The 19,275-nt window shown below is 70.4% G+C and carries 19 protein-coding genes; 11 read left to right on the top strand and 8 right to left on the bottom strand.

The genetic code is table 11. From position 1 onward, the window contains the following. Nucleotides 1-85: 85 nt before the first annotated feature. Nucleotides 86-1,255 (bottom strand): fatty acid biosynthesis transcriptional regulator FasR, encoded by a 1,170-nt coding sequence (gene fasR / locus OTB19_RS11095; protein WP_267797948.1) that lies wholly within the window; start codon nucleotides 1,253-1,255, stop codon nucleotides 86-88. Nucleotides 1,256-1,419: 164 nt separating this feature from the next. Between fasR and OTB19_RS11090 the strand changes: the two genes are divergently transcribed. Further along, nucleotides 1,420-2,076: a pirin family protein gene (locus OTB19_RS11090; RefSeq protein WP_267797889.1), complete on the top strand. Its 657-nt coding sequence runs from the start codon at nucleotides 1,420-1,422 to the stop codon at nucleotides 2,074-2,076. A gap of 24 nt (nucleotides 2,077-2,100) precedes the next feature. Here the strand turns inward: OTB19_RS11090 and OTB19_RS11085 are convergent, their stop codons facing one another. Then, complete coding sequence (locus OTB19_RS11085) at nucleotides 2,101-2,916, bottom strand: serine hydrolase domain-containing protein (RefSeq protein ID WP_267797947.1); 816 nt, start codon at nucleotides 2,914-2,916, stop codon at nucleotides 2,101-2,103. Nucleotides 2,917-2,979: 63 nt separating this feature from the next. On the opposite strand from OTB19_RS11085, the gene OTB19_RS11080 reads away from it, so the two are divergent. After that, on the top strand, nucleotides 2,980-3,372 hold the full coding sequence (locus tag OTB19_RS11080; RefSeq protein ID WP_267797888.1) for a MerR family transcriptional regulator: 393 nt from the start codon (nucleotides 2,980-2,982) through the stop codon (nucleotides 3,370-3,372). Next, on the top strand, nucleotides 3,369-4,433 hold the full coding sequence (locus OTB19_RS11075; RefSeq protein WP_267797887.1) for an aldo/keto reductase: 1,065 nt from the start codon (nucleotides 3,369-3,371) through the stop codon (nucleotides 4,431-4,433). The genes OTB19_RS11080 and OTB19_RS11075 overlap by 4 nt, the downstream gene beginning before the upstream one ends. A gap of 32 nt (nucleotides 4,434-4,465) precedes the next feature. Here the strand turns inward: OTB19_RS11075 and OTB19_RS11070 are convergent, their stop codons facing one another. The 3 genes from OTB19_RS11070 to OTB19_RS11060 form a co-directional block, all read right to left on the bottom strand. Next, nucleotides 4,466-5,296, bottom strand: a complete 831-nt coding sequence (locus tag OTB19_RS11070) for a DUF4429 domain-containing protein (RefSeq protein WP_267797886.1) — start codon at nucleotides 5,294-5,296, stop codon at nucleotides 4,466-4,468. A gap of 84 nt (nucleotides 5,297-5,380) precedes the next feature. Continuing rightward, nucleotides 5,381-6,529 carry an alpha/beta hydrolase gene (locus OTB19_RS11065; protein WP_267797946.1) on the bottom strand — a complete coding sequence of 383 codons (1,149 nt, stop codon included), beginning with the start codon at nucleotides 6,527-6,529 and terminating at the stop codon, nucleotides 5,381-5,383. A 257-nt stretch (nucleotides 6,530-6,786) separates the two neighbouring features. Further along, nucleotides 6,787-7,449 (bottom strand): TetR/AcrR family transcriptional regulator, encoded by a 663-nt coding sequence (locus tag OTB19_RS11060; RefSeq protein WP_267797885.1) that lies wholly within the window; start codon nucleotides 7,447-7,449, stop codon nucleotides 6,787-6,789. A 238-nt stretch (nucleotides 7,450-7,687) separates the two neighbouring features. On the opposite strand from OTB19_RS11060, the gene OTB19_RS11055 reads away from it, so the two are divergent. Together OTB19_RS11055 and OTB19_RS11050 are read left to right on the top strand one after the other, a co-directional pair. Continuing rightward, the gene (locus tag OTB19_RS11055; protein ID WP_420716828.1) at nucleotides 7,688-9,175 is read left to right on the top strand and encodes an MFS transporter; all 1,488 of its coding nucleotides are present in this window, start codon (nucleotides 7,688-7,690) and stop codon (nucleotides 9,173-9,175) included. Nucleotides 9,176-9,371: 196 nt separating this feature from the next. Then, entirely contained in the window at nucleotides 9,372-9,767 is a 396-nt protein-coding gene (locus OTB19_RS11050; protein WP_267797883.1) for a peptidase inhibitor family I36 protein, read from the top strand. On the opposite strand, the gene OTB19_RS11045 is transcribed toward OTB19_RS11050, so the two are convergent. Beyond that, on the bottom strand, nucleotides 9,748-10,578 hold the full coding sequence (locus OTB19_RS11045; RefSeq protein WP_267797882.1) for a potassium channel family protein: 831 nt from the start codon (nucleotides 10,576-10,578) through the stop codon (nucleotides 9,748-9,750). The genes OTB19_RS11050 and OTB19_RS11045 overlap by 20 nt on opposite strands. A gap of 104 nt (nucleotides 10,579-10,682) precedes the next feature. Beyond that, a complete protein-coding gene (gene aceE, locus OTB19_RS11040; RefSeq protein WP_267797881.1) occupies nucleotides 10,683-13,415 on the bottom strand; it encodes a pyruvate dehydrogenase (acetyl-transferring), homodimeric type in 2,733 nt (910 codons plus the stop codon). Nucleotides 13,416-13,876: 461 nt separating this feature from the next. Here aceE and OTB19_RS11035 point away from each other — a divergent pair, with 461 nt between their 5' ends. From OTB19_RS11035 to OTB19_RS11010, 6 genes are all read left to right on the top strand, one after another. Continuing rightward, nucleotides 13,877-14,311: a DUF3052 domain-containing protein gene (locus OTB19_RS11035; protein ID WP_053677871.1), complete on the top strand. Its 435-nt coding sequence runs from the start codon at nucleotides 13,877-13,879 to the stop codon at nucleotides 14,309-14,311. Nucleotides 14,312-14,451: 140 nt separating this feature from the next. After that, entirely contained in the window at nucleotides 14,452-14,910 is a 459-nt protein-coding gene (locus OTB19_RS11030; RefSeq protein ID WP_053677873.1) for a peroxiredoxin, read from the top strand. A gap of 164 nt (nucleotides 14,911-15,074) precedes the next feature. Further along, nucleotides 15,075-15,650 (top strand): TerD family protein, encoded by a 576-nt coding sequence (locus tag OTB19_RS11025; RefSeq protein WP_053677874.1) that lies wholly within the window; start codon nucleotides 15,075-15,077, stop codon nucleotides 15,648-15,650. Nucleotides 15,651-15,775: 125 nt separating this feature from the next. Continuing rightward, a complete protein-coding gene (locus OTB19_RS11020; protein WP_053677921.1) occupies nucleotides 15,776-16,351 on the top strand; it encodes a TerD family protein in 576 nt (191 codons plus the stop codon). Nucleotides 16,352-16,376: 25 nt separating this feature from the next. Continuing rightward, nucleotides 16,377-17,492: a DUF475 domain-containing protein gene (locus OTB19_RS11015; RefSeq protein WP_053677876.1), complete on the top strand. Its 1,116-nt coding sequence runs from the start codon at nucleotides 16,377-16,379 to the stop codon at nucleotides 17,490-17,492. A gap of 143 nt (nucleotides 17,493-17,635) precedes the next feature. After that, the gene (locus OTB19_RS11010) at nucleotides 17,636-18,388 is read left to right on the top strand and encodes a TerD family protein (protein WP_267797880.1); all 753 of its coding nucleotides are present in this window, start codon (nucleotides 17,636-17,638) and stop codon (nucleotides 18,386-18,388) included. 106 nt (nucleotides 18,389-18,494) lie between these two features. Here OTB19_RS11010 and OTB19_RS11005 read toward each other — a convergent pair whose 3' ends face one another. Then, on the bottom strand, nucleotides 18,495-19,259 hold the full coding sequence (locus OTB19_RS11005) for a TerD family protein (RefSeq protein WP_267797879.1): 765 nt from the start codon (nucleotides 19,257-19,259) through the stop codon (nucleotides 18,495-18,497). Nucleotides 19,260-19,275: the final 16 nt, after the last annotated feature.

Genomic DNA, 19,275 nt, shown 5'->3' with positions numbered 1-19,275 from the left:
ACACTCTCTCTTGTATGTGGCCCGCGCCGCCCGTGGGGACAGGGACGAAGAACCGACGGGGTAATTGTTGATGTCCGACAAAAGTCTAGGACTGGGGATCGCCGTCGGCCAGGCGCCCCAGGATCAAGGCGATCCGCAACGTGAACGCCGAACGGACATCGGAGGGTGACCAGCCGGTGACGTCGGTCACACGTCGGAGCCGGTAGCGCACCGTGTTCGGGTGGACGAACAGCATCCGCGCGGCCCCTTCCAGACTGCTCGCCTGCTCCAGGTAGACGCTCAGCGTCTCCAGGAGCGCCGAACCCGCCTCCTCCAGTGGTCTGTAGATCTCCTCCACCAACTGCTCCCTCGCCGAGGGATCGGAGGCGATCGCGCGCTCGGGCAGGAGATCATCCGCCAGAACGGGGCGCGGCGCGTCCTGCCACGCCGTACAGGCCTTCAGTCCGGCCGCGGCGGCCTGCGCCGACTTCGTCGCGTTCAGCAGGTCCGGGACCACCGGACCCGCCACCACGGCACCCGCCGCGAACGGCCCGATCAGGGACTTCGCCACCTGCATCGGGTTGTCGCTGCCGCCCGCGATGACCACCAGCCGGTCGCCCAGCACCCCGGTGAGGACCTGGAGCTTGTGGTGCCGGGCCGCCCGCCGGATCGCCTCGACCGTCAGTTCACTGTCCCCGTCCGGGGCGGTGCCCAGGACGACGCACACGTGCTCCGGCGAGTTCCAGCCCAGCGCCGCGGCCCGGGACAGGGCGCCCTCGTCGGCCTCGCCCGACAGCACCGCGTTGACGACCAGGGACTCCAGCCGGGCGTCCCACGCCCCGCGCGCCTCGGCCGCCTGGGCGTACACCTGAGCCGTCGCGAAGGCGATCTCCCGGGCGTACACCAGCAGCGCCTCCCGCAGGATCGACTCGTCGCCGGGGGCCGCGACCTCGTCGATCGCGGTCTCCATCACCTCGATCGTCGTACGGACCATCTCCACGGTCTGCCGCAGCGTGATCGCCCGGGTCAGCTCGCGCGGAGCCGTCCCGAACACGTCGGTCGAGATCGCCTGCGGGGTCTCCGGGTGCCGGAACCACTCCGTGAACGCGGCGATGCCGGCCTGGGCGACCAGGCCGATCCAGGACCGGTTCTCCGGCGGCATCGCCCGGTACCACGGCAGGGTCTCGTCCATGCGCGCGATGGCGTTGGCGGCGAGCCGCCCGGAGGATTTCTCCAGCCTGCGCAGCGTCGCGGTGTGCGGATGGGCGGGATGCACGGCATGCGCCGGGTGCGCGGGGCTGGTCTCGGGAGAAGGCTCACGTTCGGGTTGGGGCACGGGACAAGACTGCCCTATCGGCGCCCCGGCGCGGACTCCGGTCCCGCGGCGGAGCGCCCGCGCCCCGAGTCGCGCCGCGGCCGGCGGGGTCTACGGTGGCCTTCATGATTGATGTACGCCGCGCCGCCGACCGGCACGAGGGCGGGGACCCGGCCGCCGGGATCACCACCCGGCACGCCTTCTCCTTCGGATCCTTCTACGACCCGGACAACATCCGGTTCGGCCCGGTGCTGGCCTGCAACGAGGAGATGCTGCGGCCAGGCTCCGGCTTCGAGGAGCACGCGCACAGCCACACCGAGATCGTCACCTGGGTGGTGGAGGGCGAACTCACCCACAAGGACAGCGCCGGCGGACACAGCGGGCAGGTCCGCCCCGGCGACGTGCAGCACTTCGGCGCCGGATCCGGTGCGCGGCACGTCGAGCGCAACGACGGGCCCGAACGGCTGCGGTTCGTACAGACCTGGCTCGCGCCGCTCGTCGCGGGCGGCGAACCCTCGTACACGCTCGTCCGGGACCTCGCCGACGACACCGCGTACGAGATCCCCGCGGCCGGCGCCGTCCTGCGCGTGCGGCGGCCCGGCGCGGGCGAGCGGATCCCCGTGCCGGCCGCCGAGCGGGTCTACCTGCACGTCGTGCGCGGGGACCTGCGGATCGACGGGGAGGAACTGGGCCCCGGCGACTCGGCGCGGATCACCCGCGAGAGCGGGCTGGAGATCACCGCCGGCTCCCCGGGCGAACTGCTGATCTGGGAGCTTTTGTAGCGGCTGCCCCTCTGCTCCGGCGGGTCAGGAACGCAGCTCGGCGAGGACCGCGTCCGTGAACGGGGTCCAGGCCTCCACGGCCCAGGGGCCGAAGGCGCGGTCGGTCAGCGCCACGCACGCGGCGCGCGCGTCCGGGTCCACCCACAGGAAGGTGCCCGACTGGCCGAAGTGCCCGAAGGTTCGGGGCGAGGACGTGTGACCCGTCCAGTGCGGGGACTTGCCGTCGCGGATCTCCAGGCCGAGCCCCCAGTCGTTGGGGGACTGGTGCCCGTAGCCCGGCAGGACGCCCTTGAGGCCCGGGTGCACGACGGCGGTGGCCTCGGCGACGGTGCGGACGTCGAGCAGCCGCGGTGCCTGGAGCTCGGCGGCGAACCGCGTCAGGTCCGAGACGGTGGACACGCCGTCCTTCGCGGGGGAGCCGTGCAGCACGCTCGACTCCATGCCCAGCGGTTCGAAGACGGCCTGGTGCAGGTACTCGGCGAAGGGGATCCCGGTGGCCTTCGCGATGTGGTCGCCGAGCACCTCGAAACCGGCGTTCGAGTACAGCCGGCGCTGCCCGGGAGGGCCCATCACCCGGTGCTCGTCGAAGGCCAGCCCACTGGTGTGCGCGAGCAGGTGACGGACCGTGGAACCCTCCGGTCCGGCCGGCTCGTCCAGTTCGATCGCCCCCTCCTCGTACGCGACGAGGGCGGCGTACGCGGCGAGCGGCTTGGTCACCGAGGCCAGCGGGAACGGGTGGTCGACGGGACCGTGGGAACCGGCCGTGGTCCCGTCGGCGCGGACGACGGCGGCGGCGGCCGTCGTCACCGGCCAGTTCTCGACGATGCGCAGGCTTTCCAGGCTGTTCTCCATGCGGCCGAGCCTACTTGCCTGGAGTGCACTCCAAGGTTTTAGCGTGGAGTCATGAGCCTGACGCAGCCGCGGTACACGATCAGCGAGGTCGAGGCCCGGACCGGTCTGACCCAGCACACACTGCGCTGGTACGAGCGGATCGGCCTGATGCCGCACGTGGACCGCTCCCACTCGGGCCAGCGACGGTTCACCGACAAGGACCTCGACTGGCTGGCCTTCGTGGGCAAGCTGCGCGCCACCGGGATGTCGGTGGCGGACATGGTCCGGTACGCGGAACTGGTGCGCGAGGGCGCGCACACCGTCGACCAGCGGCGCGAACTGCTGGAGCGGACCCGCCACGAGGTGCGTTCGCGGATCACGGAGCTGACCGACGCGCTCGGCGTACTGGACTACAAGATCGGGATGTACTCGATGGGCACGACGACGGGGAAGGCACGGCCATGACGGAGCACGACAAGGTCATCGAGCAGGTCGAGCTGGGCAAGGGCGGCCCGCTGGTGGGCGTCCAGGGCCTGGGCTGCATGGGCATGAGCGAGTTCTACGGGGACACCGACGAGACGGTCGCCCGGCAGACCCTGGAGGCGGCGCTGACGGCGGGCGTCACCCTCATCGACACCGCGGACGTCTACGGGCGCGGTGTCGATGAGGAGTTCATCGCGCCGTTCGTGGCCGCCCACCGGGACGAGATCACCCTGGCCACGAAGTTCGCCATCGAACGCAACGACGACCCCCACCACCGGGGCATCCGCAACGATCCCGCCTACGTCCGGCAGGCCGTCGAGGGCAGCCTGCGCCGGCTCGGGACCGACGTCATCGACCTCTACTACATGCACCGGCGCGACCCGGCCGTGCCGTTCGCCGAGTCGGTGGGAGCCATGGCGGAACTGGTCCGGGAGGGGAAGGTCCGGTACCTGGGGCTGAGCGAGGTCACCGGGGCCGAACTGCGCGAGGCGCACGCGGTGCACCCGATCACCGCGCTCCAGTCGGAGTGGTCGCTGTTCAGCCGGGACGTGGAACGCAGCGCGGTCGGCGCGGCGGCGGAACTGGGCGTGGCCTTCGTGCCCTACTCGCCGCTCGGGCGCGGCTTCCTCACCGGGGCGTTCGCGGACGCGGGCACGGACCTGTCGGCGGACGACTTCCGCAAGTACCAGCCGCGGTTCACCGGCGACAACGCCAGGACCAACGCGGCGCTGCTGGCCCCCGTCCGCGAGATCGCCGCCGCCCACGGGGCGACGCCGGCGCAGATCGCCCTGGCGTGGGTCCAGCAGCGGGCGAAGGTGCACGGCCTGCCGGTGGTCCCGATCCCGGGCACCCGCAAGCCGGGCCGACTCGCGGAGAACGCGGCCGCCACCCGCATCACCCTGACGGACGCCGAACTGGCGCTGCTCGAACCGATCGCCTCCCGGGTGGCGGGCGACCGGTACCCCGACATGAGCTCCACGTGGGGGGGGGGGGGGGGCTTGGTGCGGGGCGGGGCTTTGGGATCGGGCGCGGTGGTGGGGTAGGCCGTCCCCCCCCCCCCCCCCCGCCGCCGGGCTCAGGCGTCGGCCGCGAAGCGGTCGCGCAGGGCCGCGTACTCGGCGTCGGTGAGCAGGCCCGCGCCGTGCAGCTCGCTCAGGTGCCGCAGCCGCTCGTCGACCTGCGGTTGCGGGACGGATCCCACCGGGGTCCTGCCGCCGACGGCGGCGAGCACGGACGCCGCGAACGGCAGCGACTCGTGCACCGCGCCGTATCCGATCCCGAACACCGCGGCCGCCAGGTCGTGGTCGGGCCGTGCGTCGCCGGCGGCGACCCCGTCCCGGGGCAGGAGCCGGAGGTGGCCGTCCGGGCCGTCGGGGGAGCGCCACTCGACCCCGCCGATCGCGGCCAGCGGGTACCGCTGGTCGCCCGCCTTCCACTTCGTGCTGCTGGCGCCCGTGCGCGACCACTGGAAGGTGACCGCCGAACCGTCGAAGCCCACCCGCGCGTCGTACGCCTTCAGGTGGATCGGCGGTTCCGGGGCGCGGACGAGGAAGCGGTCGGCCGGTTCGGCGGGTCCCAGCCGTCCCCGCAGGGCGTCGACCAGCGACGCCGCCTGGGGTGCCCGGTCGCCGGGCAGGACCAGCCGGTACGGATCGCAGGCTTCCTTCAGCTGCCCCGCGGCGGCCTCCATCAACGGATCCGCCCCCGGGCGCGGGACGGCGCGCAGAACCGCCGTGTCCCGTTTCCCCCCGGTCACGGTCACTTCGGACAGCGCCTCCAGGGGGATGTGTCGTTCCCCCAGGGCCTGCCAGAGCCTCGGTGTGCGCAGCCCCCTCGTGAAGCGGATGATCACCGAGTCCGAGTCGAGTTCCCAGACGGCATGGTTTCCGGCCAATACATCCCCCATGCGGCACATCGTAGAGGGAGGGGCGCCCGCGCGTCCCCTGGCCGCAGGAACGGTTTTCCCGCCCGCCACGTCCGGTGGTGGCCGTCAGCCCTCGTCAGTCACGGTCTGTGGCGAAATTCCGCTGCCACAGCCGTCGGCACCGTTCGCGCACACGACGGAAGCGAAGGTGCCGGTTCCGATCTTGGCGAAGTTGTCCAACGAGGCCGTTCCTGGCTCGAAGTAGCCGTTGTGGCTCCCGGCCCCTGCCGAGGACAGTCGCCGCGCGCCGAAGGCCCGGGAGACCGGATCCGCCCCGTGGCCCACCCCGCCGACCTCCAGGTGCGGCACGTCGGCGATCCAGTCGCCGGGGTCCCGCGTCGCCCACACCCGTGCGCGGGTGTGCAGGTCGGCGGCGCTCGACGCGCGCATGCCCGGGCTGCCCGCCACCACCACGTCGGTCACCCGGGCCGGCAGGTGGTGCGCGGCGACCCCGCACACCACCGACCCGTAGCTGTGGCAGAACAGGGCGATGCTGGCGTTCCCGGGCAGGGCCGTGGCGAGCGACTCCAGCCGGGCGGCCCCGTCCACGGCCAGCCGGCCCGTCGCGGCGTCCACGCCCACGCCTATGGGCGCGGTGTACCCGGCCCAGGCGATGACGGCGGTCCGGCCGTCGGGCGCGGCCGCGCGCTCGGCCTCGTAGAGGGACTGCGCCATGCCGACGGGAGAGGTGAGCCGGCGCCGGCTGCGCTCGAAGGTGACCACGTCGGTGTCGACCCCGGGCACGATCACCGAGACGCGGCGCGCCTGGTCGAGGTCGCCGAAGACCTCGGCGACGAGTCCGTCGCCGGTGGGGTCGAAGGCGAGGATCTGCCGGTCGGGATCCGCGAGGGACTCGTAGCGGTGCACGCGACGGGTGGCCTCGGCCCGGTCGGTCGGGGTCACTCCGACGTCCCGACTGCGGGCCTCCTCGACGCGTCGGGCCTGCTCCAGGCCGCGCAGGTTGGCCCGGTAGCGGGTGGTGGCCGGGACGCCGTCGAGGTTTCCGACGACGAGCGGGTAGCCGTCCGCGAGCCGGGCGCGCTGGGCGCCGTCGAGGCTGCCGAAGAACCGGGCCACCGTGCGGACGGGTGCGTGGGCCGGCGGCAGCGGGCGACCGTCGATGCGGGCCACGGCCCACGCCGAGAGCGCGACGGCACGCGGCGAGACGCCCGACTCGGGGCGGTGGACGGCGGTCCAGCCCGTCGTCACCAGCATGACGAGGACGACCGCCAGCACGAACAGGGTGCGCAGGGCGGCGGGGCGCTCGGAGGCGCCGGCGAGGTGGTGGACGGGGCCGGGCAGGTTCACTGGAGCCAGCCTAGGAGACCGTTCGAGCCAGTGGCGCGCCAGGTGACAGGCGTCACCGCCGACCGTGTCACAACCGCGTGATCCGGCGCGTGATCCACCGCGCGCGCCGGCGCCTCGTACGCAATCCGCCGGCTCGCCCCGCACCCCGCCGTGCGCACGCCCCGCTAGGCGGGCCGCCGCCAGTCCGCGGCCAGCGCCGGACCGATCTGGTCCAGGTACGCCTCGGTCATCCGCCGGATCGCGGCCACGCTGGCGTCCTGGCCCTGCCCCCACAGCCGGCCGGTGACCCGCATCACGCCGGAGAACGCGGCGACGAGCACCCGCGGACGCGGGTCGACGTCCAGGTCCAGGCCCTCGCGGGCGGCGATCAGTCGGGAGATCTCCTCCTCCAACTCCGTGGAGCGCCGCAGGTGGACGGCGAGCAGGGCCGGAGTGGACTCGATGAGCTGGTAGCCGCGCATGTACAGGTCGACCGGGACCACCTCGGAGATGGCCTCCTCGACGGTGTCCCAACCGGCGAGCACCGCGTTGCGCATGGCCTCCATCGGACCCTCGGACGCCGGACGGGCCCGCAGTTCGGCGAGGAAGTGGGACTCGACGATGTCCTGGACGGTGAAGGCGACCTCTTCCTTGTTCGCGAAGTAGCGGAAGAAGGTGCGCTGGGAGACGTCCACCGCGTCGGTGATCTCGTCGACGGTCGTCTGCTCATAGCCCTGCGCGATGAAGAGCAGGAGGGCGGCGCGCAGCAGCGCGTCCCGGGTGCGTCGCTTCTTGCGTTCGCGCAGTCCGGCCGCCGGGGAAGCCGGGGCGGGCCGCAGGTCGGTCATCACCGTGGGTTCCCTTTCTGACGCTCAGTGAGCGGTCAGGGTACCTGTGACCGACCTGACAGTTACTGTCTCGTTAAGCCGTTTGTGAAGTGTCAGTCGCTGTCACTAGCCTGTTCGCATGACTAGTCAGATCACCGTCAAGGACCGGGGACCCGCCGGGGGACAAGGCCCGGCTTCGGCCCGCACCGGACTGCGCGGCCACCCCTGGTTGACCCTCTTCGCCGTGGCGATCGGCGTCATGATGGTCACCCTCGACGGCACGATCGTCGCCGTCGCCAACCCCGCGATCCAGAAGGACCTCGGCGCCTCGCTCGCCGACGTGCAGTGGATCACCAACGGCTACCTGCTCGCCCTCGCGGTCTCCCTGATCACCGCCGGCAAGCTCGGCGACCGCTTCGGACACCGACAGACCTTCCTCATCGGCATCGCCGGCTTCGCGGTCTCCTCGGCCGCCATCGGCCTGTCCACCGGCGTGGAACTCGTCATCGGCTTCCGCGTCGCCCAGGGCCTCTTCGGCGCCCTGCTGATGCCCGCCGCGCTCGGCCTGCTGCGCGCCACCTTCCCCGCCGAGAAGCTCAACATGGCCATCGGCATCTGGGGCATGGTCATCGGCGCCTCGACCGCCGCCGGCCCCATCGTCGGCGGCCTGCTCGTCGAACACGTCAACTGGCAGTCCGTCTTCTTCATCAACGTGCCCGTCGGCATCATCGCGCTCGCCTTCGGCCTGTTCATCCTGCTCGACCACCGGGCCGAGAACGCCCCGCGCTCCTTCGACCTCCCGGGCATCCTGCTGCTGTCCGGCGCGATGTTCTCGCTGATCTGGGCCCTCATCAAGGCCTCCGAGTGGGGCTGGGGGGACGCGAAGACCCTGCTCTTCCTCGCCGCCTCCGTGATCCTGTTCGTGCTGTTCGCCGTCTGGGAGACCAAGGTCTCCGAGCCGCTGATCCCGCTCGGCATGTTCCGCTCCGTGCCCCTGTCGGCCGGCACCGTCCTCATGGTGCTGATGGCCTTCGCCTTCATGGGCGGCCTGTTCTTCGTCACCTTCTACCTGCAGAACGTGCACGGCATGAGCCCGGTCGACAGCGGCCTGCACCTGCTGCCGCTCACCGGCATGATGATCATCGGCTCGCCGCTCGCCGGCGCCGCCATCACCAAGGTCGGCCCGCGCCTCCCGCTCGTCTCCGGCATGGTCGCCACCGCCGTCGCCTGCTTCGGGATGGCCCGGCTCACCCCGGACACCGCCACCCTCACCATGTCGATCTGGTTCGCCCTCCTCGGCCTCGGCCTCGCCCCCGTCATGGTCGGCGCCACCGAGGTCATCGTCGGCAACGCCCCGCTGGAACTGTCCGGCGTGGCCGGCGGACTCCAGCAGGCCGCCATGCAGGTCGGCGGCAGCCTCGGCACCGCCGTCCTCGGCGCGGTCATGGCGGGCACCGTCAGTGACTCGTTCGGGGACAACTGGATCAAGGCGCAGCTCCCGCCGCTCACCCCCGAACAGCTCGACCTCGCCGAGAAGGGCGTCCAGGTCGGCATCGCCCCCGTCCCCGAGGGCGTCCCCGCCGAGGTGGCCCAGGCGATCACCACGGTCGCGCACGACACGTTCGTGTCCGGCATGAACACCGCCTTCACCGTCGCGGGCGTGGTCGCGGTCCTCGCCGCGGTCGTGGCCTGCTTCACCAAGCGCGGCGACAACGCCCCCGCGGGAGCCGGCGCGGCCCACATCTGAGCCGGCCCGAAACTCCCGCGACGGCGTCAACCCCGTACGCCCGACAGCCCCGCCGGACGGTTCCGGCGGGGCTGTCGCCTATCCGGGTGGACCCGCCCGCGCCCCCTTCCGCCCGAGCGTCCGCGCAGGTCAGCGTGGTGCCATCGGAAACCCGGAAACGGTCCGGGACCCCGTGTCCACAAGGAGTTGACCCGTCATGCGTACGAGTTTCCCCACCCGCCCCAGCACGTTCCTGGCCGCCGCCGTCCTCGCCGCCACCGCCCTGATCCCCGGTACGGCCACCGGCGCGCACGCCGCCGGGCCACCGCCCCTCGCGGCCTGCGCCCCCGGTCAGCTGTGCCTGTGGGCGAAGCCGGACTTCAAGGGCGCCAAGCAGGTCCACGAGCTGAGCACCGTCAGCATCAACAGCTGCACAGCCCTGCCGCCCGGGACCAGCGCCCAGTCGCTCGCCAACCGGGTCGGCCGCCCGGTGACCACGTACCAGTCGGCCGAATGCGCGGAGACCGGGGAGTTCCAGACCTACCCCGGCGACGGGGTCTGGCTGCCCTCCTCGCCCTACCAGGTCAGGGCGTTCAAGGTGTGGGAGCGGTAGCCCCGCGCGGCGCCGGGGACCCCGGGCGGACGCCCGCGGCCGCGGCCACGGGCCCGGCGGCCCCCTGATCCCCGAGCGGGCCGGTCCCCGGGCCGCCGAGCCGGGCGACCTCGGCGCGCAGGGCCCGCACCTCGGCGGTCAGCTCGGCGATCGCCGCGGTCTGGGCCCGCTCCACCTGGTCGTCCCGCTCGAAACGGGAGATGAACCAGGCCGCGATGTTCGCCGTCACCACACCGAGCAGGGCGATCCCGGACAGCATCAACCCGACCGCCAGCAGCCGGCCGAGCCCGGTCGTCGGGGAGTGATCGCCGTACCCGACCGTCGTCATGGTGGTCACCGACCACCACAGGGCGTCCCCGAGGTTCTTGATGTTGCCGTCGGGGGCGTCCCGCTCCACGCTCAGCACCGCGAGCGAGCCGAACATCAGCAGCCCGACCACCGCGCCCGCCACGTACGTCGTCAGCCGGATCTGCGGCGCCATCCGGGCCCGCCGCCCCACCAGCATCAGCGTCGACACCAGCCGCAGCAGCCGCAGCGGCTGGATCATCGGCAGCAGCACCGCCGCCAGGTCCAGCCAATGGGTCCGCACGAAGGCCCCGCGGGCCGGCGACAGGAACAGCCGCACCAGGTAGTCGGCGGCGAACGCCCCCCACACCACCCACTCCGCATGGGTGCAGGCCCGGTGCACGGCCGGGCCCGCGTCGGGCGCGACGATCGGCACGGCATAGGCGACGGCGAACGTCAGGGCGAGGACGAGCAGCGGAGTCTGCGTCCGCCGCTCCCACCGCGACTGCCGGGAGGCTTCCTTCATGCCCAGCATCGTAAGGAATGCGTAAACCCCCGGAGAACGCAGAAGGGAGCGGGGCCGGGGCATCCGCCCCGACCCCGCTCCCGACGATCAGCCCGTCACGGGCGTCAGGCGTCGCCGCCCGCCGCGCCCGGGTCGGCCGCCGTGACGTCCAGCAGCTGGTACCGGTCGATCGCCTGCTTCAGCAGCGAACGGTCGACCTTCCCCGCCTTCGCCAGCTCGGTCAGCACCGCCAGCACCACCGACTGCGCGTCGATGTGGAAGAACCGGCGCGCCGCGCCCCGCGTGTCCGCGAAGCCGAAGCCGTCCGCGCCCAGCGAGGTGTACGCACCCGGCACCCACCGCGAGATCTGGTCCGGCACCGACCGCATCCAGTCCGAGACCGCCACGAACGGCCCCTCGGCACCCGACAGCTTGCGGGTCACGTACGGGACGCGCTGCTCCTCCTCCGGGTGGAGCAGGTTGTGCTCCTCCACCGAGACGGCCTCGCGGCGCAGCTCGTTCCAGGAGGTCGCCGACCACACGTCCGCCTTGACGTCCCAGTCCTCGGCCAGGATCCGCTGGGCCTCCAACGCCCATGGCACGGCCACGCCGGAGGCCATGATCTGCGCCCCGGTGCCGCCCGCCGTACCGGCCGAGACCCGGTGGATGCCCTGGAGGATGCCGTCCACGTCCACGTCCGCCGGCTCGGCGGGGTGCCGGATCGGCTCGTTGTAGACCGTCAGGTAGTAGAAGACGTCCTCCGCGTCGGGCCCGTACATCCGCCGCAGACCGTCCTTGACGATGTGCGCGATCTCGTACCCGTACGCCGGGTCGTACGCCACACAGCCCGGGTTGGTCGACGCCAGCAACTGGGAGTGACCGTCGGCGTGCTGGAGGCCCTCACCCGTGAGGGTGGTTCGACCCGCCGTCGCACCGAGGACGAAACCGCGCGCCAACTGGTCGGCCATCTGCCAGAACTGGTCACCGGTGCGCTGGAAACCGAACATCGAGTAGAAGACGTAGACCGGGATCAGCGGCTCGCCGTGCGTCGCGTACGCGGAACCCGCCGCGATCAGCGAAGCCGTGCACCCCGCCTCCGAGATGCCGTCGTGCAGCATCTGGCCCGTCGGCGACTCCTTGTACGCGAGCAGCAGCTCGCGGTCGACCGCCTCGTACTGCTGGCCCAGCGGGTTGTAGATCTTGGCGCTCGGGAAGAACGCGTCCATGCCGAAGGTGCGGTACTCGTCGGGCGCGATCAGCACGAACCGCCTGCCGATCTCCTTGTCCCGCATGAGGTCCTTCAGGATGCGGACGAAAGCCATCGTGGTGGCGATCGACTGCTGACCGGAACCCTTCCTGGCCGCCGCGTAGGTCTTCTCGTCCGGCAGCTGCAGCGGCTTCGCGCGCACCACACGGGTCGGCACGTAACCGCCGTGGGCGCTGCGCTGGTCGTGCATGTACTGGATCTCGGGGGAGTTGCGGCCCGGGTGGTAGTACGGCGGCGCGCCGCCCTCCAGCTGGGCGTCCGTGATCGGGATGTGCAGGCGGTCGCGGAAGCGCTTGAGGTCGTCGACCGTCAGCTTCTTCATCTGGTGCGTCGCGTTGCGGCCCTCGAAGTTCGGGCCCAGCGTCCAGCCCTTGACCGTCTGCGCCAGGATCACCGTCGGCTGACCCTTGTGGGCCTTGGCCGCCGCGTACGCCGCGTAGACCTTCTTGTGGTCGTGACCGCCGCGACCCAGGTGCTGGATCTGGTAGTCGGTCATGTTCTCGACCATCGCGCGCAGCCGCTGGTCGCCACCGAAGAAGTGCTCGCGGATGTACGCGCCGGACTCGGTGGCGTACGTCTGGAACTGCCCGTCCGGCGTCGAGTTCATCTTGTTGACCAGGATGCCGTCGCGGTCCTGGGCCAACAGCGGGTCCCAGGAACGGTCCCAGATCAGCTTGATGACGTTCCAGCCGGCGCCGCGGAACTGCGACTCCAACTCCTGGATGATCTTGCCGTTGCCGCGCACCGGGCCGTCGAGCCGCTGGAGGTTGCAGTTGACGACGAACGTCAGGTTGTCCAGGCCCTCGCGAGCGGCGATGGACAACTGGCCCAGCGACTCCGGCTCGTCCATCTCGCCGTCGCCGAGATACGCCCAGACGTGGGACTTGGAGGTGTCCGCGATCCCGCGCGCCTCCATGTACCGGTTCATCCGCGCCTGGTAGATGGCGCCGAGCGGACCGAGACCCATCGAGACGGTCGGGAACTCCCAGAAGTCCGGCATCAGCCGCGGGTGCGGATAGCTGGACAGACCGTACGGCGCCTTCGACTTCTCCTGCCGGAACGCGTCGAGCTGCTGCTCGGAGAGCCGGTCGAGGAGGTAGGCGCGGGCGTAGATGCCGGGGGAGGCGTGACCCTGGAAGAAGATCTGGTCGCCGCCGTCACCCTCGTCCTTGCCCCGGAAGAAGTGGTTGAAGCCCACGTCGTAGAGGGAGGCCGAGGAGGCGAAGGTCGCGATGTGACCGCCGACGCCGATCCCGGGACGCTGGGCGCGCGAGACCATGACGGCCGCGTTCCACCGGGTCGCGTTCAGGACCTTGCGCTCGATCTCCTCGTTGCCGGGGAAGAACGGCTCGTCCTTGGTGGCGATCGTGTTGACGTAGTCCGTGCTGCGCATCTCGGGCACGGCCACGCGCTTCTCGCGGGCCCGCTCGATCAGCCGCAGCATCAGGTAGCGGGCGCGTTCACGGCCCCGCTCGTCGACGGCGGCGTCCAGAGAGTCGAGCCACTCCTGCGTCTCCTCCGGATCGAAGTCCGGGACCTGACTCGGCAGGCCGCCAATGATGATCGGATTGCGATCGGATGCGGAAGCCACGCTGTTCCTTCGCTGTCGGGGGAGTCGTGCCTTGGGGTCGCCGCCTCCCATGGTCTTACGCTCGGCCGAAATCTTCACCTCTACCACTGGGTAACCCCTGGAAACTCCGGGCATCGCGACTGGAGCGGGGAGAACGGGCGGTGAGCGGGTGTCGAGCGGGTACGGCCAAATCGCAACCTTACGCCCAATACGATCAGCCGGTTCGTAAGGCCGTTCGTCCCTCAAACAGGCGGGAAAGTCCTCAAGCCGCCTCGAATGACCCGCAATGGTGTGGGATGAATCACCCGGGGTACGCGAGGGAAGGCTGAAAGTTGCGGCGAGACGGCCGCAATCGTCACCGTTTCGACGGTCTCGGCGGCCGGGTACTTGCGCGATCCGCCGCGCCCGTGTGGACTACGCCCAATGCTGCGCGTACGCGCGCCGCCGAAAGACATTCACCGAACATGAGCAGGAGGCACCCCGTGAGCGCGACCGCGGACCACGCGGAGACCAGTCTGGTTTCCAGGCTGGGTTTCGAGTCCGAACAGGTGGTCCAGGAGATCGGCTACGACGACGACGTCGATCAGGAATTCCGTGACGCCGTCGAGAGTCACATCGGCAACGATCTCGTCGACGAGGAGTACGACGACGTCGCCGATGCGGTGCTGCTCTGGTTCCGGGACGAAGACGGCGACCTGACGGACACGTTGGTCGATTCCATCAACTTGGTGGAGGACGGCGCACTGATCCTGCTGCTGACCCCCAAGACCGGTCGTCCCGGTTACGTCGAGGCCAGCGACATCAGCGAGGCCGCCGAAACGGCCGGCCTGTCGCAGACCAGGAGCGTCAGCGTCGGCAAGGAGTGGGCCGCCACCAAGTTGGTGACCCCCAAGACCGCAGCCAAGTCCAAGCGCTGAGCCGCGCCCCGCAGCCAAGCGGACAACGCACCCCGGACCCGTCGTCGACGTGGCGCCCGGCGCCGGCGTCACCACAGGGCCTAGGCTGCACTCACCCGAACAGCTCAACGCACGCATGCGGGAACGAAGGGATGCGACAGATGGCGATCGAGGTCGGCGACAAGGCCCCGGACTTCGAACTCAAGGACAACCACGGTGCCACCGTGCGGCTCTCCGACTTCCGGGGGGAGAAGGCCGTGGTGCTGCTCTTCTACCCGTTCGCCTTCACCGGCGTCTGCACCGGCGAGCTGTGCGAGCTGCGCGACCGGCTGCCCCGGTTCCAGAACGACGACGTGCAGCTGCTGGCGGTCTCCAACGACTCCGTGCCGACCCTTCGGGTCTTCGGCGAGCAGGAGAACCTGGACTACCCGCTGCTGTCGGACTTCTGGCCGCACGGCGAGACCTCCCGCGCCTACGGCGTCCTCGACGAGGAGAAGGGCTGCGCGGTCCGCGGCACCTTCATCATCGACAAGGACGGCATCGTGCGCTGGACTGTCGTCAACGGCCTGCCCGACGCACGTGACCTGAACGAGTACATCAAGGCCCTCGACAGCCTCTGAGGGACCCGGAAGGCCCACGAGACGCGCTCGCGGGCATTGTTTCCGGGCATTGTTCCGCACGAAAATCAGTTACAGGCGGGAACCCGTCACTAGGATCGGAACGTTGATCCGGTAGCAACCGCACGACGGGGCCCCGCCCCACACAAAAACCTTATGGAGGACCTGTGGGAGTCAGCCTCAGCAAGGGCGGCAACGTCTCGCTGACCAAGGCCGCGCCCAACCTGACGGCGGTCATCGTCGGTCTCGGCTGGGACGCTCGCACCACCACCGGTGTCGACTTCGACCTCGACGCGAGCGCGATCCTGACCAACGACCAGGGCAAGGTCGCCAACGACTCGAACTTCGTGTTCTTCAACAACCTGAAGAGCCCGGACGGCTCGGTCGAGCACACCGGCGACAACACCACCGGTGAGGGCGAAGGCGACGACGAGGCGATCAAGGTCAACCTCGCCGGTGTCCCGGCCGACGTCTCCAAGATCGTCTTCCCCGTCTCGATCTACGAGGCCGAGAGCCGTCAGCAGAGCTTCGGCCAGGTCCGCAACGCGTACATCCGCGTCGTGAACCAGGCCGACAACACCGAGCTCGCCCGCTACGACCTCTCCGAGGACGCCTCGACGGAGACCGCCATGGTCTTCGGCGAGCTGTACCGCAACGGGGCGGAGTGGAAGTTCCGCGCCATCGGCCAGGGCTACGCCTCGGGCCTGCGCGGCATCGCGCAGGACTTCGGCGTCAACGTCTGAGCCTCAAGCTCCACGGGCCGCTCCTGCGGCCGCACCCGTCCGGCGCCGTGCACTGTGTGTACGGCGCCGGACCGGCTTGTACCACCGGCACCACCATCACCACGTCGTCCGGGGAGGACCACAACATGGGCGTCACACTCGCCAAGGGGGGCAATGTCTCCCTGTCCAAGGCCGCACCGAACCTCACCCGGGTTCTGATCGGACTCGGCTGGGACGCACGCTCGACCACGGGGGCGGACTTCGACCTCGATGCCAGCGCGCTCCTGTGCAACAGCGGCCGGGTGCTCGGGGACGATTACTTCGTCTTCTACAACAACCTGACGAGCCCCGACGGCTCCGTCGAACACACGGGGGACAATCTCACCGGCGAGGGTGACGGCGACGACGAGTCGATCATCATCGATCTGAGCAAGGTGCCCGCCCAGGTCGACAAGATCGTCTTCCCGGTCTCGATCCACGAGGCGGAGGCCCGCCGGCAGAGCTTCGGCCAGGTCAGCAATGCTTTCATCCGCGTGGTCAACCAGGCCGACGGCCAGGAACTCGCCCGCTACGACCTCACCGAGGACGCCTCCAGCGAGACCGCGATGATCTTCGGCGAGGTCTACCGGTACGGCGGCGAATGGAAGTTCAGGGCCGTGGGGCAGGGGTACGCGTCGGGGCTCCGGGGCATCGCTCTAGACTTCGGGGTCAACGTTTCGTAAAGCCGTACAACACGATGGGGTGCCAGTGGTTCTCAAAACCTTCGGCTGGTCGTTCGCAGTCACTGCGCTCGGTCTGGTCGCAGCGGTGTTCTACGGGGGGTGGACCGCTTTTGGAATCGTGGCGATCCTTTCGATCCTCGAGATCTCGCTGTCCTTCGACAACGCGGTGGTCAACGCCGGAATCCTGAAGAAGATGAGTGCCTTCTGGCAGAAGATCTTCCTCACGATCGGCGTGCTCATCGCGGTCTTCGGCATGCGACTGGTCTTCCCCGTCGTGATCGTCGCGATCAGTGCCAAGATCGGTCCTATCGAGGCCGTCGATCTCGCCCTCAATGACAAGGACATGTACCAGCAGCTGGTGACGGACGCTCACCCGTCCATCGCCGCCTTCGGTGGCATGTTCCTGCTGATGATCTTCCTCGACTTCATCTTCGAGGACCGGGACATCAAGTGGCTCGCGTGGCTGGAGCGCCCGCTGGCCAAGCTCGGCAAGGTCGACATGCTGTCCGCGTGCATCGCGCTGATCGTCCTGCTCATCACCTCGATGACCTTCGCCGCCAACGCCCACCAGCACGGCGGGGCACACGTCGACAAGGCACAGACCGTCCTGATCTCCGGCATCGCCGGTCTGATCACCTACATGGTCGTCGGCGGCCTCTCCGGCTACTTCGAGAACAAGCTCGAAGAGGAGGAGGAAGCAGAGCACGAGGCCGAGGAGGAGGCCAAGAAGACCGGCAAGCCGGTCTCCGCGGTCGTCATGTCCGGCAAGGCCGCGTTCTTCATGTTCCTCTACCTCGAAGTCCTCGACGCCTCCTTCTCCTTCGACGGGGTCATCGGCGCCTTCGCCATCACCAACGACATCGTGCTCATGGCCCTCGGCCTCGGCATCGGTGCCATGTACGTCCGGTCGCTGACGGTCTACCTGGTCCGCCAGGGCACCCTCGACGACTACGTGTACCTGGAGCACGGCGCGCACTACGCGATCGGCGCGCTCGCCGTGATCCTGCTCGTCACGATCCAGTACGAGATCCACGAGGTCATCACCGGCCTCGTCGGTGTCGTCCTGATCGCCTGGTCCTTCTGGTCCTCCGTGCGCCGCAACAAGCGCCTGGAGCTGGAGGAATCACCCGCGGAGGCATGACCGCGGCGTTAATGCGGAACGCTCCATTTGCGGGGCGGCCCAAGGGTCCCTCCCGGACGACGTCCGGGGGGCCACGGACCCGGCGGGCCGCCCCGCTTCCGTACGTACAGGGGATACCGGGGATACAGGGGCAAGGGGGGAAGATGAGTTTCTTCGAGGGGTTCTTCGACGGCATCAGGGGCGCACGGGCCATGCGGTTCGACTCGGGGCAGGCCTCGTCCAACGCGATCGAGCTGACCAAACGACATCCGACGGTGTCGCTCACCAAACAGCAGGCGGTGCACGGCAATCTGCGGGTGAACCTGTCCTGGCGGATGCGCACCTCCGACATCGGAGGCCGGTCCGGCCACAGCGGCCGGCTTTTGCGCCACCCCTTCAAACTGTTCAAGCCGGACATGGTGCAGGCGCACACCCAGGGCATGGTCAACGTCGACCTCGACATCGGCTGCCTCTACGAACTCGCCGACGGCACCCGGGGCGTGGTCCAGCCGCTGGGGAACCTGCACGGCGACATCAACAGCCCGCCGTTCGTGAAGCTCAGCGGCGACGACCGGTTCGGGGCACCGTCCGGCGAGACCATCTTCGTCAACCTCGACCACGCCGAGGCGATCAAACGGCTGCTCGTCTTCGTCTACATCTACGACCAGACCCCGGCCTTCGACCGCACGCACGCCCTGGTCACCCTCTACCCGATCACCGGGCCGCGGATCGAGATCCCGTTGGAGGAGCGACACCCGCAGGCCCGCTCCTGCGCGGTGGTCTCCCTGGAGAACGTCAAGGGGGAACTGATCGTCCGCCGCGAGGTGAAGTTCGTGTACGGCTTCCAGGCCGAACTGGACCGCCTGTACGGATGGGGGCTCCAGTGGGGGCGGGGCTACAAGAGCACCAAGGCCTGACCGCACCGCGCGCGGCCGCCCCGCAGCCGTTGTCGGGGCCTTTCTCGGGACCGTCTCCGCGGGGGCCGTTGTCGGGACCATCCCCGGCGGGCGGCCCCGATACGGATCAGCGGCGGATGAACTGGGGGCCCTGCACCGGCAGCCGGAACGTCGGATCGCCGCCCGGACCCGGCACCGGGGCCGGCGACACCGGCTGCGGGTACCCGTACGCGGGCTCGACGGCCGGCGGGGCCTGGGTCGGCGGCGCGGGCGGCGGCGTCGGGGGCCGCATCGCGGCCGTCCGGTCCTCGCTCGGGCCGGCGGCGGGGCTCGCGGCGGCCTCGGCGTTCTCGTCGACCGAGATCCCGTGATCGGTGGCCAGCCCGACCAGGCCGTCCGAGTAGCCCTCGCCGAGCGCCCGGAACTTCCACCCGTCCCCGCGGCGGTACAGCTCACCGCAGATGAGGGCCGTCTCGGCGCCCGTCTCGGGGTGCACCTCGAAGTAGGCCAGAGGTTCGGCGCCGCCGTTCGGGGTGGCGTCGTACAGCAGGATCCGCAGGTCCCGGACCCGCTGGAAGGGCACGTCCTCGGCGGAGGCCACCACCAGGATCCGGTCCACGGTCGGGGTCACGGTGCGCAGATCGGCCTGCACGGCGTCCGTGATCGCGTCGCCGATCTGCTTCTTGCCCAGTCGCCACACGGCCCCCGAGGGGTGCCGGGGCTGGTTGTAGAACACGAAGTCCTCGTCCGAGCGCACCCGCCCGTCCGCGCCCACGAGCAGCGCGGAGGCGTCCACGTCGGGCACCTCGGGCCCGGTGGTCCACCGCAACACCGCCCGGACCGCCACGGCGGCCACCGGGATGTTCGAGCCCTTCTGCATCGCGTGCGTCATGCCCGTCATCCTGCCC

The sequence above is a fragment of the Streptomyces sp. H27-H5 genome, from assembly GCF_026627505.1.
In the GTDB taxonomy this organism is placed as follows: Bacteria; Actinomycetota; Actinomycetes; order Streptomycetales; family Streptomycetaceae; genus Streptomyces.
Note: the sequence above shows the minus strand (reverse complement) of the source record. Positions and strands in the feature narration are given on the sequence as shown.

Bases quoted from the DNA above. Each gene is read 5' to 3' on its own strand.
- OTB19_RS11090 (WP_267797889.1), top strand. From the start codon at position 1,420: ATGATTGATGTACGCCGCGCCGCCGACCGGCACGAGGGCGGGGACCCG.
- OTB19_RS11080 (WP_267797888.1), top strand. From the start codon at position 2,980: ATGAGCCTGACGCAGCCGCGGTACACGATCAGCGAGGTCGAGGCCCGG.
- OTB19_RS11075 (WP_267797887.1), top strand. From the start codon at position 3,369: ATGACGGAGCACGACAAGGTCATCGAGCAGGTCGAGCTGGGCAAGGGC.
- OTB19_RS11070 (WP_267797886.1), bottom strand. From the start codon at position 5,296: ATGGGGGATGTATTGGCCGGAAACCATGCCGTCTGGGAACTCGACTCG.
- OTB19_RS11065 (WP_267797946.1), bottom strand. From the start codon at position 6,529: ATGCTGGTGACGACGGGCTGGACCGCCGTCCACCGCCCCGAGTCGGGC.
- OTB19_RS11060 (WP_267797885.1), bottom strand. From the start codon at position 7,449: ATGACCGACCTGCGGCCCGCCCCGGCTTCCCCGGCGGCCGGACTGCGC.
- OTB19_RS11055 (WP_420716828.1), top strand. From the start codon at position 7,688: ATGATGGTCACCCTCGACGGCACGATCGTCGCCGTCGCCAACCCCGCG.
- OTB19_RS11050 (WP_267797883.1), top strand. From the start codon at position 9,372: ATGCGTACGAGTTTCCCCACCCGCCCCAGCACGTTCCTGGCCGCCGCC.
- OTB19_RS11045 (WP_267797882.1), bottom strand. From the start codon at position 10,578: ATGAAGGAAGCCTCCCGGCAGTCGCGGTGGGAGCGGCGGACGCAGACT.
- OTB19_RS11030 (WP_053677873.1), top strand. From the start codon at position 14,452: ATGGCGATCGAGGTCGGCGACAAGGCCCCGGACTTCGAACTCAAGGAC.
- OTB19_RS11020 (WP_053677921.1), top strand. From the start codon at position 15,776: ATGGGCGTCACACTCGCCAAGGGGGGCAATGTCTCCCTGTCCAAGGCC.
- OTB19_RS11010 (WP_267797880.1), top strand. From the start codon at position 17,636: ATGAGTTTCTTCGAGGGGTTCTTCGACGGCATCAGGGGCGCACGGGCC.
- OTB19_RS11005 (WP_267797879.1), bottom strand. From the start codon at position 19,259: ATGACGCACGCGATGCAGAAGGGCTCGAACATCCCGGTGGCCGCCGTG.